We start from the raw sequence: 15,250 nt of genomic DNA on the forward strand, positions 1-15,250 counted from the left end.
TGTTTTAAATCTTATATTATGCTAAAATTTATTTGTATTTTATAAATTACAAAAATATATAGTTTAGTTTTCTAGGGTTCCGCATTTTATAATGGGTAGGTCCAAGAGAAAACGCACAGTTATTGTGTACACGGAAGGATAAAAGCCTGGGAGATATTTAATAATATTTCTGTAGGCTTTTTTATTTTTATATATTTTAAAGTTGAGGAGGTATTCTAATGAAAAAATTTGTTGTTGAGGATGAGTTTTGGAACCTATTTCCTAGTTCAAAGATAGGAGTTGTTATTTGTAAGGACATAGACAACTCTATAAAGGATAAAGAAGAATACAAGGAAATGATTTTGCAGGGAGAAAAAGAGGCATTAAAACACTTGAAGGATTTAGAATTTAGCAATAACCAAGTAATTAAAGTATGGAGAGAAGCATTCAAAAAATTTAAAACGAAAAAAGGAGCAAGGTCATCTATTGAGGCATTGCTAAAAAGAGTTCATAATGGAAATCATATAGCAACTATTAACCCCTTAGTGGATATTTACAATTCTATTTCGCTAAAATATGCATTGCCTTGTGGTGGAGAAGACATAGACAAATTTATGGGAGATATTAGGTTGACTAGAGCAGTTGGAAATGAAGAATTTATACCATTAGGAACAGAAGAAAACTCATCTCCATATGAAGGTGAGATAGTCTATAAAGATAATGAAGGTGCAATTTGTAGATGTTGGAATTGGCGTGAAGCAGTGAGGGCAATGCTTACTGAAAATACAAATAATGCATTTTTATGTATTGAATTAGTAGATGAAAGTAGATTTGAAGAATTTGAGAATGCCTTGAATTATTTGGCGAAAACAGTTCAAGAAAATTTAGGTGGAACATGTAAAATTTCAATTTTAGATATTAATAATAAAGAAGTATCAATAAATTAATTTTGAGAGGATAGAGTAATGAGTGGTTTTAGTTATAAAGATATTTATATTGAGGATGGAAAAAGAGTATTAGAAGTAAATATACTTCCTGAAAAGTATTGTAACTTTGATTGTATATTCTGTCCTATTGGAAGGTCATATAATAAAGTGGATACACTTCAATCATTTGACAAGATGGATGACTCACTTAGAGAATTAGAAAGTATAATAGAAAAGCATAAGGCAGAACTAGTTTTCATTAATTCAAAAGGAGAATCACTATTGAATGATAAAATTTGTGATGTAATCGAGTTAGTAAAGCGCAAAAGAGTGCCTGTACGATTACTTTCTAATGGATATTTATTAGGTAAAGACGAATATATAGAAATAGCCAATATGTGTGATGAAGTCATTGGAGAGATAAAAACAATATCGGAAAAAGATTTTCAAAAAATTCAGAGACCAATTATAGGATATACTCTAGAAGAATATATTTCAAATATGATTTTATTTAATAAACAGTATAAAGGAAAATTTATTTTAGAAGTAACAATTATAAAGGAATATAATGATAATGAGGAATCTATTAATAAGATAAAAAGTATTATTTATGAATTATCTCCAGATAAAGTAATTGTTGAAAGAATGAACGATGAAAAATTTAAGCAAAAATTTGATATATTTAGTGAAAAATTTGATAAAATTTCAAAAACGTTATTAAACTTTTGAAAACATTAATGAAAAATATTTATATATGAAATAAAAATCTAATAGAGCTAATCTATTGGATTTTTTATATATAATATACTATATATCTTTACTGAATTAACCCTTATTTATGAAGAGTATTTTATATTTAGGAGAGGGATTTTTTTATTTGTCCAAATAATATTATTTACTTAATTAATAATTATATTGTATATTACCAATAAAAAAAGACTCTTAAAAGAGTCTTTTCCGAAAAAATCTATATAATTATAATATAGTTATGTTTTCTGCTTGCTGACCTCTAGCACCTTTAACTATATCAAAGCTTACTTTTTGACCTTCTTCTAATGATTTAAATCCTGAAGTTTGTATAGCTGAGAAATGAGCAAATACATCATCTCCACCTTCTACTGTTATAAAACCAAATCCTTTTTCGTTGTTAAACCATTTCACTATTCCATTATTCATTAAAAATACTCCTATTAACCTATATCAAGATATACTTGATTTAATTGTGTATTACCACAAATACTATTGTATCATAGATTAATACAAATGTCTACTTAATTGTAATTTTTAGTTAACATTTTTTGATTATGCTTAACCATAAAAAATTGAAAAGCTTTGTGTTACTATATATTGGTGTAAATGCAGATAAAATACTTTACTAACATTTAATTGACATAAATATTAAAATATAAAATTAAGAGATTTAAAAATCAATGTTTATTTGTGAAAAAAATAGATAGCTATTATTTTATATTGAATAATAGCTATCTATCTTAGAGAATATACAATTATGTATTAAGGTATTAATATTTTAATTTATATACAATATAAAATATATAAATATGATACTATTATAAAGCTAGAGAAGCCCATTTTTCACATTGAGAAATTCTTTTTCCATCATCACCTTGTTCTTTATCATATGCAAATTGAGTTAATATTTCACATGGAAATGTATCACATAGGCCACAATGTGTAAGATTTTTATTCTCACAACATGATTTTACAGGACATTCTTCAGACCAAAAAGGTTTATCAATATTTGTACATCCAGCGCAATTTACATCTTCCTTATACTTACATTCACAACACAAAATTCCACATCTTGATTCTATCATTTTAAATCCTCCTCAAATATAAACTTTAATATAATCATATGTTAAAATTTATATTTCTCATTGTAAAAATCAGACAAATTTTTTATATAGGTTGTTGGATTAACACCACAAATAGATTTAAAATCATTTATAAAGTGAGATTGGTCATAATAACCTATATTTTGAGCTAAAGTTGTAAATGATATATTATTACTTTGTATTTCTTGTAGTACTGTATTTATACGTAGTAATCTAAGGTATGTCTTAACACTCATACCAAGAGAATTATTAAAAATCCTATTTAAATGGCGTTCACTATAACAACTAATTTGAGCAATATTTTTAACAGACATAATAGAGTTTTGTTTCCTAGCATCTATAAGAATTGGTATTGTTAAATCTTTTATATTAGATTTAAATAAGTACGATAAAAATAACCTATCGAATTGTTCAATGAGTTCTTTAAGAGTATTGGACTTTTCAAAGATAGAATTAGTTTCGAAATCAAGTTGAGTGTTAAAGTCTTTAACAGGGATTATTAAATCGGCTGATTCTATCTGAGGAAAACCTGTTAAATAGTATACTCCACATGGAAGAAATTCAACAAATACTCTAAATAGTACATTTTCTATATCATTTTTTACAATAATAGTTTTTGTTGTAGCACCCCAAAATTTGCTAGTTATATCTTTTTTACTAAATTCAAATACGATGCATCCACTGGCATCAGGTATCAATGTCAAGTTTTCTATAGAATTTTTATCTGGAAAAGTTATTGTATAGTGAGCTATATATGGTCTTAATAATTTATGTGGTGAAATATATATATCATGATTGTGATTTTTTAGCATGTTTTTAATTTTTTCTATCATAAGTATATCCCCCTGATACTATTTAGTGATAAATAGATTAGTTTAATTTTAGTATTTTATGTAATAAAACATTCTGATAAAAAAGTTTCATTGAGAGTATAAAGTATATAGAATAATTATAAAATAAAGTCTAAAAATGTACAATTATTAAAAAAAATATATGCATTCATGAAACTGGCATATTAGATAGAGTTAGGTATAAACTAAACACAGAAAATAATGGTGTTACTTTTATAATAGATACATATAAAGATATTTTTAAGAATAAAATTTATTATTAAATAAAAAATAAGGGAGAGTGATTTAATAGAATGGCATCAAAACAAATACCAAGAAATAATTTAGAAAAGTTTTTAAGAATAAGAGTTCTATCACATACAGGCGACAAAATACATATAAAATTACCTGTAAATTTTGCAAAGAGAATGATTGAAAACAATGCTTTAGATTTATTTAATGGAAAAGATGATGTAGTTGATGGTAAAAAAGTTACTGAAATACTAGTTAAGGCATTTGACTATGATTTAACTGGAGAAGTGGTTCATCTAGAAAGAAAAAATGGGGATATTATTAAAGTATCAATTGTGCAATAAAATTAATTTATAGGAATTTCAATTTGATGTAATTATAAAAAGATTATATAAAAAATGAATTATTTTACCATGTTAAAAGCTATATAAATTTGTTATTTTGCAAATTCATATAGCTTTTTAAGTATTCTTATTATGTGTGATAGATATAAAATAATAGTATATTTATATAAGTTAAGTTTTCTGTATTCTCACTTGTAATATATATTTTAGACGTATTTTGAAAGTTAAACAATTGGCAGTATATTCTATTTTTCTATTGAAAATGATATAATATAGCTACTAAGAGGGAGGAGGACAAAATTTTGAAGTTAAAAACCTATCAATTGATTCTGATTGTTTGTATGATTTTTCTTTCTTTTCCAATAAAAATTAACTCTGCTTCAGATAGGGTTCCAGTTAAAGTCGGGTATTATGATGATGGCGATTATATGAGTCGAAATGAAAATGGAGAGTATATAGGATTTAATTTTGAATACTTACAAGAAATTACTAAGTACACTAACTGGAAATATGAAATAGTAGATTGTAAAAGTTGGGAAAATGCTCTTGAAATGTTAAAATCAGGTGAGATAGATGTTCTTCCTAGTGTCTATTATACAAAAGAACGTACAAAAGAAATGCTTTTTCCAACACTACCAATGTGTAATATCTATACAACTTTAAATGTAAAAGTGGATGATACTCGTTATGATTATGAGGATTTTGATTCATTTCAGGATATGAAAGTAGGTGTTATTAGTAATAGTAAGGATGCTGAAAACTTTAAAGAATATTGTAAAACAAATGATTTTGAAGTTAAAATTATATCTTATAAAGAAACAGATGATTTATTAAGAGATTTAAAAAATGGAAATCTTGATGGTGTTGCTATAACACATCTTGGTCGGACTAGTACATTTAAAAGTGTAGCACAATTTTCTCCAGAGCCACTCTATACTGTGGTTTCAAATAAGAAACTGGATTTATTATCTCAACTGAATTCTGCTTTGAATACATTGACACTTAGGAATTCAAGTTATGAAACAAAATTATATAATAAATATTTTTCTATAAGTACTGCTCAGAAGCCAGTATTTACAAAAGATGAGCAAGAATATATACAACAATCTGGTGAAATTTCAGCTGTTTATGATTCTACAAAGATACCACTAGAATATGGTGATTCAAAAACAGGTGAGTTTTCTGGTGTGGTTGCTGATTTATTTAAGGAAATTACAAATAACACTGGCTTAAAATTTAGATTTGTTTCTGCAAAAAGTTATAGTGAAGCTCTTCAAGTATCAAAAGATTCTAGAATATCTATAGTTTGTGGTATGGAAAACGATTATATTAACAACCAAAAAAACAATATAAGAACAACGCAGTATTATTTACGTGCTCCAGTAGTTTTAGTTAGTGGAGAAAAAGAAAATGAAATTAAAAAAGTGGCAGCTGTAAATGGTTCTTTAATTGGACAAAATATTACTGAAGATGGGAAACTAGATAGAACTATAGAGTATTATAATTCTCCAAAAGAATGTTTTGAGGCTGTATTAAAGGATAAAGTGGATGCTGTTTATGTAAATACATATATTGCAGATTATCTATTGTCCAATCCTCGTTATGAAAAATTTTCTGTTTCGACCTTGACAAACTATGCAGAAGAAATAAGTATTGGTATTTCTGATTCTGCAGATTCGAGGTTATTTTCTATACTAGATAAATGTATTCAATATATGTCAACAGAACAAATGGACAGAATAATTTTAAAAAATACGATAATTCAATATGATATAACTTGGCAAGATATTATCCACCAGCATCCAATGGCAATTATTGGAGGCGTTATTATAGTATCAGCTATTATTATTATACTTTTGAGTTTTCTACTTTTATTAAAGTCAAAAAATAATAAACGTATTGAGAGTTTGTTATACCGAGATAGTCTTACAGGAATTTGGAATTTAAATAAATTTTGTAAAGAAGCTATTAAGAGTTTAAGAAGTGCAGAAAGTGGTTCATATGTGATTGTTTATTTAGATATAAAACAATTTCGAATGATTAATGACACTTTAGGTTTTTCAGAAGGAGATGAAATACTTTGTGCACTAGCTAAAGCTTTACAAGATTCTGTATCTTTTGAAGAATCTTGTGCTCGCGTTTCTGCAGACCAATTTGTTATGTTATTAAAATACGATAGTTGGGAGTGCTTAGAAGAACGTCTCTTCAAGATTGATAATCAATTAAATGGTTGGGTAGAAAAAATGAGAAAAACTTACCAACTTATTCTTGTATTTGGTGTATATATAGTAGATGAAGTTGAAAAACATGATATATCTCTCATGCTTGACCTAGCAAATTATGCAAGAAGAAATACAGAAATAACTCACAAAAGTTGTGTTGTACTTTATGATATGACTATGAGAGAGGAAGGGCTACATCAAAGAAACTTAACAGATAGAATGCAAATAGCCTTAGAACAAGGAGAGTTTGTTCCATACTTTCAACCAAAGGTAGATATGAATACAAATAAATTGGTAGGAAGTGAAGCATTGGTAAGATGGAATTATCCACATAAAGGTATAATAAGTCCTGCAAAATTCATTCCTTATTTTGAAAAAAACGGATTTGTGGTAGAAATTGACTTTTATATCTATGAAGAAGTCTGCAAAATGTTAAAGAGATGGATGGATTTGGGATTAAATATTAGTCCAGTATCCTGCAATTTTTCCAGAATTCATTTTAATAATGAAAGCTTCTCAGAAAAATTGATAGAAATAGCGGATTCCTATAAAATACCTCACAAATACCTTGAAATAGAAGTCACAGAAAGTATTTTTGTTGAAAATCTCAATCAGATTTTGAGTCATTTTAATCAACTAAGAGAATCAGAATTTCCTATTTCTATAGATGATTTTGGTTCTGGATATTCCTCTCTTGGCTTATTACAACAATTTTCTGTTGATATAATTAAGTTGGACCGTACATTTATACAAAAAGGAATGCATGGTAGTCGTGAACAAGCTGTCGTGCGTGGAGTGGTAAATATGGCAAAAGAATTAAATATGAAAGTTATATGTGAAGGGGTAGAAAGTATAGAACAAGTGAGAATACTAAAAAAAATTGGATGTTATTTGGCACAAGGATATTTTTATGCAAAGCCAATGCCACAAGATGATTTTGAGCAATTATTAAAAAATCCTGTGCTTAAAATCAAATCAAATGTTTAAGGTACTCGTTTATTATATAAGAGAAAAAGAAAAATACCTATTCTAAATTTATATTAACTAAATTGAAAAAGCTATAAATAATAGAATTATTATTTATAGCTTTTTATTATATTAAGTAGTTAATTAAAATTAAATACAAATTGTAGTCATTATATTTTCTGTTTAAGTTTTAAAACTTGTTTTACTATATTTGTTGAATGGTCAGAAATTCTTTCTAAGTTAGTAAGTAAGTCAAGGTAAAGTACACCAGCATCAATTGTACAACTACCATTATTTAATCTAATCATATGAGAATTTCTAAAAGTTTTTTCTAAGTAATTTACTTCATTTTCAACTTCTAAAACTTTGTTTGCTAATTCAAAATCTTTTACATCTAAAACTACTAAAGCATCCTTAAAGTTAGTCATAGTTTTATTGTATATTTCATAGATTTCTTTTATTGCACTATCAGAAAAGTTAACATTCATTTCTTTAACAGTCATAGCCAATTCAGCTATATTTTCAGCATGGTCAGATACTCTTTCGATATCATTTACTGTATTGAAAAGTAAATCTGTTCTAAATCGTTCATCATCTCTGAGTGGTTCTTTAGAAAGTTTTAACAAGTAATTTAATATATCTTTTTGCAATTTATTAACAACTTTTTCAGACTCAAAAGTTTTCTTAATATCCTCACTACTTTTATTTAAAAAACCTGCAATTGAATGTTCTAAAGAGTTTGTAGCCTTATGGCCCATTCTAACAACTTCTTGTACAGTATTACCAAGTGCTATAGATGGAGTACTAAACATTCTTTCATCTAAGTACTTAGTATTGTTTACAATTTCTGACTCAGTTTCCTTAATAGGTATAAGTTTATTTGCTAATTTAACTATGTATTTAGAAAATGGCAATAATATTATAACATTTGTAAGATTAAATAAAGTATGTGCATTTGCTATTTGTCTAGCTGTGTCAGTTGGGTCAAAACGAGTAACTATTGCTGATATAGGTTTATTTAAAACAAGCATAAATATTATTGTACCAATGACATTAAAGCTTAAATGCATTACAGCTGCACGTCTAGCATTTCTATTTGCACCAACACTTGATAAAAGTGAAGTAACACAAGTACCAATATTATCTCCATAAAGTATAGGTAAAGCAGCTGATAGAGGAAGTATTCCTTGAGAAGCTAAAGCTATTAGCATACCCATAGAAGCACTTGAACTTTGTATGATACCAGTGATTGCAAATCCTGCTAATATACCAAGGATAGGATTTTTACTAAAATATAAGAGTGTATCAGTAAATCCCTTATACTCAGCAAGTGGAGCTACTGCATCTTTCATAAATTCCATACCTGTAAATAATATACCAAAACCAATAAGTATTTCAGCTAAGTGTTTTGTTTTTTGATTTGATGTAAATAAATAAAATACTATACCTATACCTAATGCAATTGGGGCTATTCCTTCAAGATTAAATGAAACTAATTGGGCAGTAACAGTAGTACCTATATTTGCACCCATTATTACACCAATGGCTTGACTTAGATTCATTATTCCTGCATTTACAAAACCTACAACCATTACAGTAGTAGCACTTGAACTTTGTATGATACCTGTAACAACTGTACCCACCAATACACCCATAACAACATTACTTGTTAAGAGTTCGATGATTTTCTTTAATTTGTCTCCTGCCGATTTTTGTAAACCTTCTCCCATTAAACTCATTCCATAAAGAAAAAGTCCAAGTCCACCGATAAGACTAACTGCTATATTCACGATATTTCCTCCCTTAAGAAATTAATAAATTTTTTATATGAATTATAAACTTTATTAACTAAAATTTATCGTTTCCATAATATAGAATAACAAATTTTGTCAATTTAAATATTAACGTTTTGTTAAGTATAGGTTAAGAGAATGTTAAATCTTTAAGTTGTTGTTAATTTGAGAAAACTTATATCATATAGTAATTTAAATACTTAAGGTGATATTTAGCATATTTTGGATAAAGTCAACTTAACAAAGAATTAACTGTTTTCGTCAAAATATTTATAATTAAAAAATATCATCCTTTGCAGAATGATATTTTTTAATTATAAATATTTTTATATTCAATTGGTGTAAGGTTGTTGAACTTTTTAAAAACCATACTATAATAATTTTGGCTATTGAACCCAACAAATACAGCAACATCTAAAATAGACATGTCTTCTCGAAGCAAATATTTTTTACTTTTTTCGACTCGAACCTTATTGAGAAAGTTAGTAAATGTATATCCACTTTCTTTTTTAAATAGGGAGCAAAAATAACTTTTATTAAGTTGTAAATCATTACATATATCACTTACTGTTATATCCTCTGAGTAGTTTTTATGAATATAATCGATAGTTTTTTTTACATAAAAACTAAGAGCTGGTTTGTGTTTCATTTTATCATTACATATTTCTGATAAAAGATTTGATATATAATCTACACATGATAGAGGCTTAAATGGTATATCAGAAAACTCAATATCATTATTAATGCATGATTTAAAAGGCCCTATAACAAAATAGCCACTAGAAATATCAAATTTATGTATTGGCATAATTAAAAATTGTATGTCATTGCAAAAACTTAACATTATATAGGATAAGTTTTTATTAGATATAAAATCTGTGCTTTTTATATTATTGAATATGTTTAAACTTGAAAAGTATATTTCTAGTTTATCACTGTAGCCAACACTACAAAGTTCTTTTAAATCCTTATTAATCACTTTTGTTGGGATATTACAACAGTCAAAAAAATCATTAATGATAAGTTCTATATCATCTTTAAAACATTTCAAAAAATCACCTCATCTAAATTTATACAAATATTTTTATAAAAAAACAAATATAGTTAAGAATTTAAAAAACATATCGCGTAAAATAGTTATTGCGAATGATAATTAATTTCGTTAAATAATATTATGATGTAAGAGAGGTAAAAAGTCAATGAAAAAAATAGCTATTTATGGGAAGGGAGGAATTGGAAAATCAACAACAACTTCCAATTTATCTGCATCACTTTCTCATTTAGGATATAAGGTTATGCAAATAGGATGTGACCCTAAATCAGATTCTACTAAAAATTTAATGAAAGGAAAATTTATACCAACAGTTCTAAATGTAATGAAAGAGAAGAAAGATGATTTAAAACTTGAAGACATAGTATTTGAAGGATATGGTGGAGTATTATGTATTGAAGCAGGAGGCCCAACTCCAGGAGTAGGTTGCGCTGGAAGAGGCATAATAGCGGCCTTTGAAAAATTAGAAGAATTAAAGGCGTTTGAAATATATAATCCAGATGTAGTAATTTACGATGTACTTGGAGACGTTGTTTGTGGAGGATTTTCAATGCCAATAAGAAATGGATTTGCAAATGAAGTGTATATAGTAACTTCTGGAGAAATGATGTCAATGTATGCTGCTAGTAATATATCTTTAGCTGTAGAGCAATTTAAAAATAGAGGATATGCTTCTTTAAAAGGACTCATATTAAACGCTAAAAATGTTGAGAATGAAATAGAATTAGTTGAAAAATTGGCTGATGAAATAAAAAGTAAAGTTTTTCACTATATCCCAAGAAATAAAATCATGCAACAGTCTGAGAATAATGGAAGAACCGTTATAGAAGAAGATAAAGATGATGAAATGTCACAAGTATATATAGAACTTGCAAATAAGATTATGCAAAGTAACTAGATAAATATAAGATTAAAATAGAAAATACAGATTTAAAATAAAGTTTATTATGGAGGAAATTTTTATGAAATTTAAAAAGATATGTTCAGTATTTTTACTTAGCGCATTAATATTAACAGGATGCTCAAAACCATCAAATGATGAGTCTGCAAATAAGGAGTCAAATAACAACGTAAAAGTTGTTTCAGCCACAGTAGCAGCAACACAAGTACTAGATAAATTAGATGCTACTTTAGTAGGTATTCCAACGACTAAATCTGAATTGCCAGAAAAATATAAAAATCTACCAGAAGTAGGACAAGCTATGAATCCTGACTTAGAAATTGTAGCATCTCTTGAGCCAGATGTATTTATAGTTGATAGTATGTTTAAAGAAAATGTTGAGAAGAGTATGAAAGAATATAACCTAGATACATTCTATTTTGAAACTGGAACATACACAAAGTTTCTTAAAAGTATAGAAAATTTAGGTAATAAAATAAATAAACAAGATGAAGCAGAAAAACTTATAAAAGAGCTAAAAGGAGTAGAAGAATTGGTCGTAGAAAAATCAAAAAAACAGGATAAAAAACCAAGAGTAGCTATTTTATTTGGTGGTGGAAATAGTTTTATGCTAGCTACAAAGAGCTCATATCTTGGTGATTTGGTTAAAACAGTAGGTGCTGAAAATATAGCTGATAACTTAACAGATAGTGTGGATTCAGATTATATACAATTTAGCTTAGAACAAATTATAAAAGAAAATCCAGATTACATACTTAGATTTGCACATGGGAATATAGAAGAGACTAAAAAAGCATTTGATGATTCTTTTGATAAAAATCCTGCATGGGCTACATTGAATGCAGTGAAAAATGGAAAAGTTATAGATTTAGACTCAAGTATATTTAATGTATCAGCAAATATACATGTCAAAGATTCAATAAATAAACTGGGAGATATCTTATATGGAGATAAATAGATTTTAGGTGAATAATATGGATAATAAAAAAGTCTTATTGATATTTACAGGGTTGATAACTGTAATTATTTTATTAATTGTTTTTTCTACTGTAGGGAGTGTAAATTTAAGTATTGGGGAAATATTTGATGCATTGATAAATGAAAATAATACAATGGTTACTACAATAGTTTATAAAATGAGGTTGCCTAGAAATATTTTAGCAGCGTTAGTTGGTGCAAATCTAGCAGTTTCAGGATTATTGTTACAAGCTGTTATGAAAAATCCATTAGCAGACCCTGGTATAACAGGTATATCTACAGGAGCAAGTGTAGCTGCTATTATAATATTGCTTTTATTTCCACAATATACAAGTATGTTACCAATAGTTGCTTTTATAGGAGGACTCATATCTTGTGGAGTAGTATATTTGATGGCGTATAAAAATGGGCTTAGACCAGAGCGAATTATACTAGCTGGAGTCGCTGTAAACACTATATTAGGTGGTGTTATATCGTATTTATCAACTATGTATAGTGAAAGAATTCAAAGTGCAATGTTGTGGTTAAACGGAAGTTTAGCCACAAAGACTTGGTTAGATGTAAATATGCTAATATGGTATTCTGTTATAGGATTGATAGGATCAATTTTACTTATCAGAAGCGCAAATGTACTACAACTAGGAGATGACGCAGCTACAAATCTTGGCTTCAATGTAAATAAAAGTAGGTTTCTAATCTCATTAGTAGCTATATTTTTAGCAGGTGTTTCTACCTCTATAGTTGGTGTCATCAGCTTTGTGGGTCTTATAGTACCACATATAACTCGTATGTTGCTTGGTAGTGACCATAAATATACGATACCATTTAGTATAGTACTAGGGAGTATAGTATTATTAATTGCAGATACATTAGCAAGAACAATAGGAGGCTCTATAGAGATTCCAGTAGGCGTTATTATGTCTATAATAGGGGGTCCATTCTTCTTATATTTATTAAGAAAGAGAGGCGGTTATTAATGTTCAATGTAAAAAATGTCAAAATAGGTTATGAAGATAAGATTATCATAGACAATCTGAGTGTGAGCATTAAGGAAAAAGAAGTAGTTTCTATATTAGGTCCAAATGGTTCAGGAAAATCTACGCTACTTAAATCCTTATCTAGAATTTTGAAAATTAAACAGGGTGACATATATATTGGTAAGAAAAATATGAAAGTCATGAGTAATAAAGAAATTTCGAGGAAAGTGGCATTATTAGCTCAACATAATGCCTCCTTAAAGGATATAAAAGTAAAGGATTTAATATATTATGGAAGAATACCACATAAAGGTTTTTTTGAAAGTAAAAATAAAAATGATGAAGAGATAGTAAATTGGGCAATGAGAAATACAGGTCTTGAAGCATATAAAGATAAATTGGTAAGCAATTTATCTGGAGGAGAAAGACAAAGAGTATGGTTAGCGATGGCACTTTGTCAAAAGCCAGATATACTTTTATTAGATGAACCTACAACATATTTAGATATATCTCATCAATTAGAACTAATGGAACTTGTAAAAGATATAAATAAAAAATTTGGAATGACTATAATTATGGTTCTACATGATATAAATCAAGCGAGCAAATACAGTGACAGACTTATTATTATGAATAATGGTGCTATAGTAGCGGATGGCCATCCTAATAACGTAATAAGTGAAGAAATAATAAAAGATGTTTATAAGGTAAAATGTGATATAGATATAGACCCAATTAGCAAAAAGCCTAGGATTCATCCAATAATGTTATGTAGAAGAACTAGTAGTATATAAAGTTTTAACATTTGAAATGAGCACAGTTTAAAAATATAAAAAGTAATATAAGTGTAACTTTAAATTTATAAAGTTGTATAAGTAATAGGATTGGAAAGGAAAAAATATGTATACTTTAAATGTATTAAATAGATTAAAAGATATAGCATATGATAAAGATATAAAATCTTTATCATATGCTGTGTTTCCAGGGACTCATTGTCCATTGTTTGGAGTTGTATTAACTGCATCATATATAAAAAACATGGCTCTTGTGATAGTAGGAACAAATGAATGTACTTATTATAGTAAAAACTTTGCATATCATAGACAGTCTGGTCAAGATAGTGTTTATTCAGTAGTTCTAAAAGATAAAGATATAGTTTTTGGTGCAGAAAAAAAAGTAATAGAAGCTGTAAAGTATATTTCAGAAGTTGAAAAGTTTGATGCAATAATGATAGTAACTACATGTGTACCAGAGTTAATAGGTGAGGATTATAATGCTTTATCTGAGGAATTGGAAGAACTGATAGGTATCCCTGTTTTAGCAGTTAATACCGAACATTATACTTGTAATTCTCATATAATTGGAATGACTAGAGCTTTAAAGAGTTTATCATCAGTTATGGAGAATCATACAAATAAAAAAGGTGTTAATATTTTAGGGCATAGACAAGAGAATGTAGAAGATACAGAGCTTGTAAAGTTACTTTTTAAAGAAGGCGTAAAAATAAATTGTGTAATACCATCTAAATGTACTATAAGAGATATAAAAAGTGCATCTAGTGCTAAATTAAATATAGTAACAGACATGATAGCATTGGATTTAGCAGAAGATATGAAAAATAAATTTGGAATAGAATACATATATTTTGATAAAAACATGAAAGAGTCAATTATAATGGAAAACTATAATAAACTTTGTAACATTTTAGATATAGATGTACAAGATGAATTATTAGAACAAAGACAAAAATATAATTTGTTATTGAATAAATGTAGACTTCTAATGGAAGGTAAAAAGCTAATTTATGGGAATACACCAATGATGGTGTTTGAAACAGTGGATTTCTTAACAGAATTAGGGTTAGTGCCAGAATTTATACAAGTGCGTGAACTTTATGAACAAGATGGTTTATTTAAAGACAACATAATAAAAAAAGGACACAATCCATATATAAGCAGAATTGCGAATATAGCTCCACTTAGAAGTTTGTATGATACTATAAATGCAGATATTTATATAGGCCATGAAAATCCAATGTTATTAAAAGAAAAAGGACTTATGCAAATAACGTTAGACGAACATGCACAAAAAATAGGGTTTGAGCTTCCAATAGGCATAATGGAAACTTTAATTAAATTGTTTGATGTGGAGAAAGTTACAAGAAAGGAAGTGATTTAA

General features: G+C 27.5%; 14 protein-coding genes and 1 riboswitch. Of the genes, 9 read left to right on the plus strand and 5 right to left on the minus strand.

Annotated elements, in window-relative coordinates; genetic code table 11:
• Nucleotides 1-60 precede the first annotated feature (60 nt).
• Nucleotides 61-155: riboswitch (guanidine-I (ykkC/yxkD leader) on the plus strand.
• A gap of 63 nt (nucleotides 156-218) precedes the next feature.
• Together IC173_RS12855 and IC173_RS12860 are read left to right on the plus strand one after the other, a co-directional pair.
• Nucleotides 219-926: a B3/4 domain-containing protein gene (locus tag IC173_RS12855; RefSeq protein ID WP_227855688.1), complete on the plus strand. Its 708-nt coding sequence runs from the start codon at nucleotides 219-221 to the stop codon at nucleotides 924-926.
• 18 nt (nucleotides 927-944) lie between these two features.
• Nucleotides 945-1,634, plus strand: a complete 690-nt coding sequence (locus IC173_RS12860) for a radical SAM protein (RefSeq protein ID WP_227855689.1) — start codon at nucleotides 945-947, stop codon at nucleotides 1,632-1,634.
• 246 nt (nucleotides 1,635-1,880) lie between these two features.
• Here the strand turns inward: IC173_RS12860 and IC173_RS12865 are convergent, their stop codons facing one another.
• The 3 genes from IC173_RS12865 to IC173_RS12875 form a co-directional block, all read right to left on the minus strand.
• Nucleotides 1,881-2,081 carry a cold-shock protein gene (locus tag IC173_RS12865; RefSeq protein WP_227433218.1) on the minus strand — a complete coding sequence of 67 codons (201 nt, stop codon included), beginning with the start codon at nucleotides 2,079-2,081 and terminating at the stop codon, nucleotides 1,881-1,883.
• A 392-nt stretch (nucleotides 2,082-2,473) separates the two neighbouring features.
• Nucleotides 2,474-2,740: a DUF3795 domain-containing protein gene (locus IC173_RS12870; protein ID WP_227483233.1), complete on the minus strand. Its 267-nt coding sequence runs from the start codon at nucleotides 2,738-2,740 to the stop codon at nucleotides 2,474-2,476.
• A gap of 41 nt (nucleotides 2,741-2,781) precedes the next feature.
• Nucleotides 2,782-3,591 (minus strand): helix-turn-helix transcriptional regulator, encoded by an 810-nt coding sequence (locus IC173_RS12875; protein WP_227433220.1) that lies wholly within the window; start codon nucleotides 3,589-3,591, stop codon nucleotides 2,782-2,784.
• 311 nt (nucleotides 3,592-3,902) lie between these two features.
• On the opposite strand from IC173_RS12875, the gene IC173_RS12880 reads away from it, so the two are divergent.
• Nucleotides 3,903-4,184 (plus strand): hypothetical protein, encoded by a 282-nt coding sequence (locus IC173_RS12880; RefSeq protein ID WP_004454426.1) that lies wholly within the window; start codon nucleotides 3,903-3,905, stop codon nucleotides 4,182-4,184.
• A 302-nt stretch (nucleotides 4,185-4,486) separates the two neighbouring features.
• Nucleotides 4,487-7,393, plus strand: a complete 2,907-nt coding sequence (locus IC173_RS12885; protein WP_227855690.1) for an EAL domain-containing protein — start codon at nucleotides 4,487-4,489, stop codon at nucleotides 7,391-7,393.
• A 149-nt stretch (nucleotides 7,394-7,542) separates the two neighbouring features.
• On the opposite strand, the gene IC173_RS12890 is transcribed toward IC173_RS12885, so the two are convergent.
• Together IC173_RS12890 and IC173_RS12895 are read right to left on the minus strand one after the other, a co-directional pair.
• Nucleotides 7,543-9,162, minus strand: coding sequence for a Na/Pi cotransporter family protein (locus IC173_RS12890; protein WP_227855691.1), 1,620 nt, complete (start codon nucleotides 9,160-9,162; stop codon nucleotides 7,543-7,545).
• A 313-nt stretch (nucleotides 9,163-9,475) separates the two neighbouring features.
• Nucleotides 9,476-10,216, minus strand: a complete 741-nt coding sequence (locus tag IC173_RS12895; RefSeq protein ID WP_227433223.1) for a helix-turn-helix transcriptional regulator — start codon at nucleotides 10,214-10,216, stop codon at nucleotides 9,476-9,478.
• 148 nt (nucleotides 10,217-10,364) lie between these two features.
• Here IC173_RS12895 and IC173_RS12900 point away from each other — a divergent pair, with 148 nt between their 5' ends.
• From IC173_RS12900 to IC173_RS12920, 5 genes are all read left to right on the plus strand, one after another.
• Complete coding sequence (locus IC173_RS12900; protein WP_227433224.1) at nucleotides 10,365-11,114, plus strand: AAA family ATPase; 750 nt, start codon at nucleotides 10,365-10,367, stop codon at nucleotides 11,112-11,114.
• Between the two features lie 64 nt (nucleotides 11,115-11,178).
• On the plus strand, nucleotides 11,179-12,075 hold the full coding sequence (locus tag IC173_RS12905) for an ABC transporter substrate-binding protein (RefSeq protein WP_227433225.1): 897 nt from the start codon (nucleotides 11,179-11,181) through the stop codon (nucleotides 12,073-12,075).
• A gap of 16 nt (nucleotides 12,076-12,091) precedes the next feature.
• Nucleotides 12,092-13,072 carry an iron ABC transporter permease gene (locus IC173_RS12910; RefSeq protein ID WP_227855692.1) on the plus strand — a complete coding sequence of 327 codons (981 nt, stop codon included), beginning with the start codon at nucleotides 12,092-12,094 and terminating at the stop codon, nucleotides 13,070-13,072.
• A complete protein-coding gene (locus tag IC173_RS12915) occupies nucleotides 13,072-13,866 on the plus strand; it encodes an ABC transporter ATP-binding protein (protein ID WP_227433227.1) in 795 nt (264 codons plus the stop codon). Before IC173_RS12910 ends, IC173_RS12915 begins: the two co-directional genes overlap by 1 nt.
• Nucleotides 13,867-13,972: 106 nt before the next feature.
• Complete coding sequence (locus tag IC173_RS12920) at nucleotides 13,973-15,250, plus strand: nitrogenase component 1 (RefSeq protein ID WP_227483230.1); 1,278 nt, start codon at nucleotides 13,973-13,975, stop codon at nucleotides 15,248-15,250.

It is taken from the genome of Clostridioides sp. ES-S-0048-02 (genome assembly GCF_020658495.1).
Classification (GTDB): domain Bacteria; phylum Bacillota; class Clostridia; order Peptostreptococcales; family Peptostreptococcaceae; genus Clostridioides.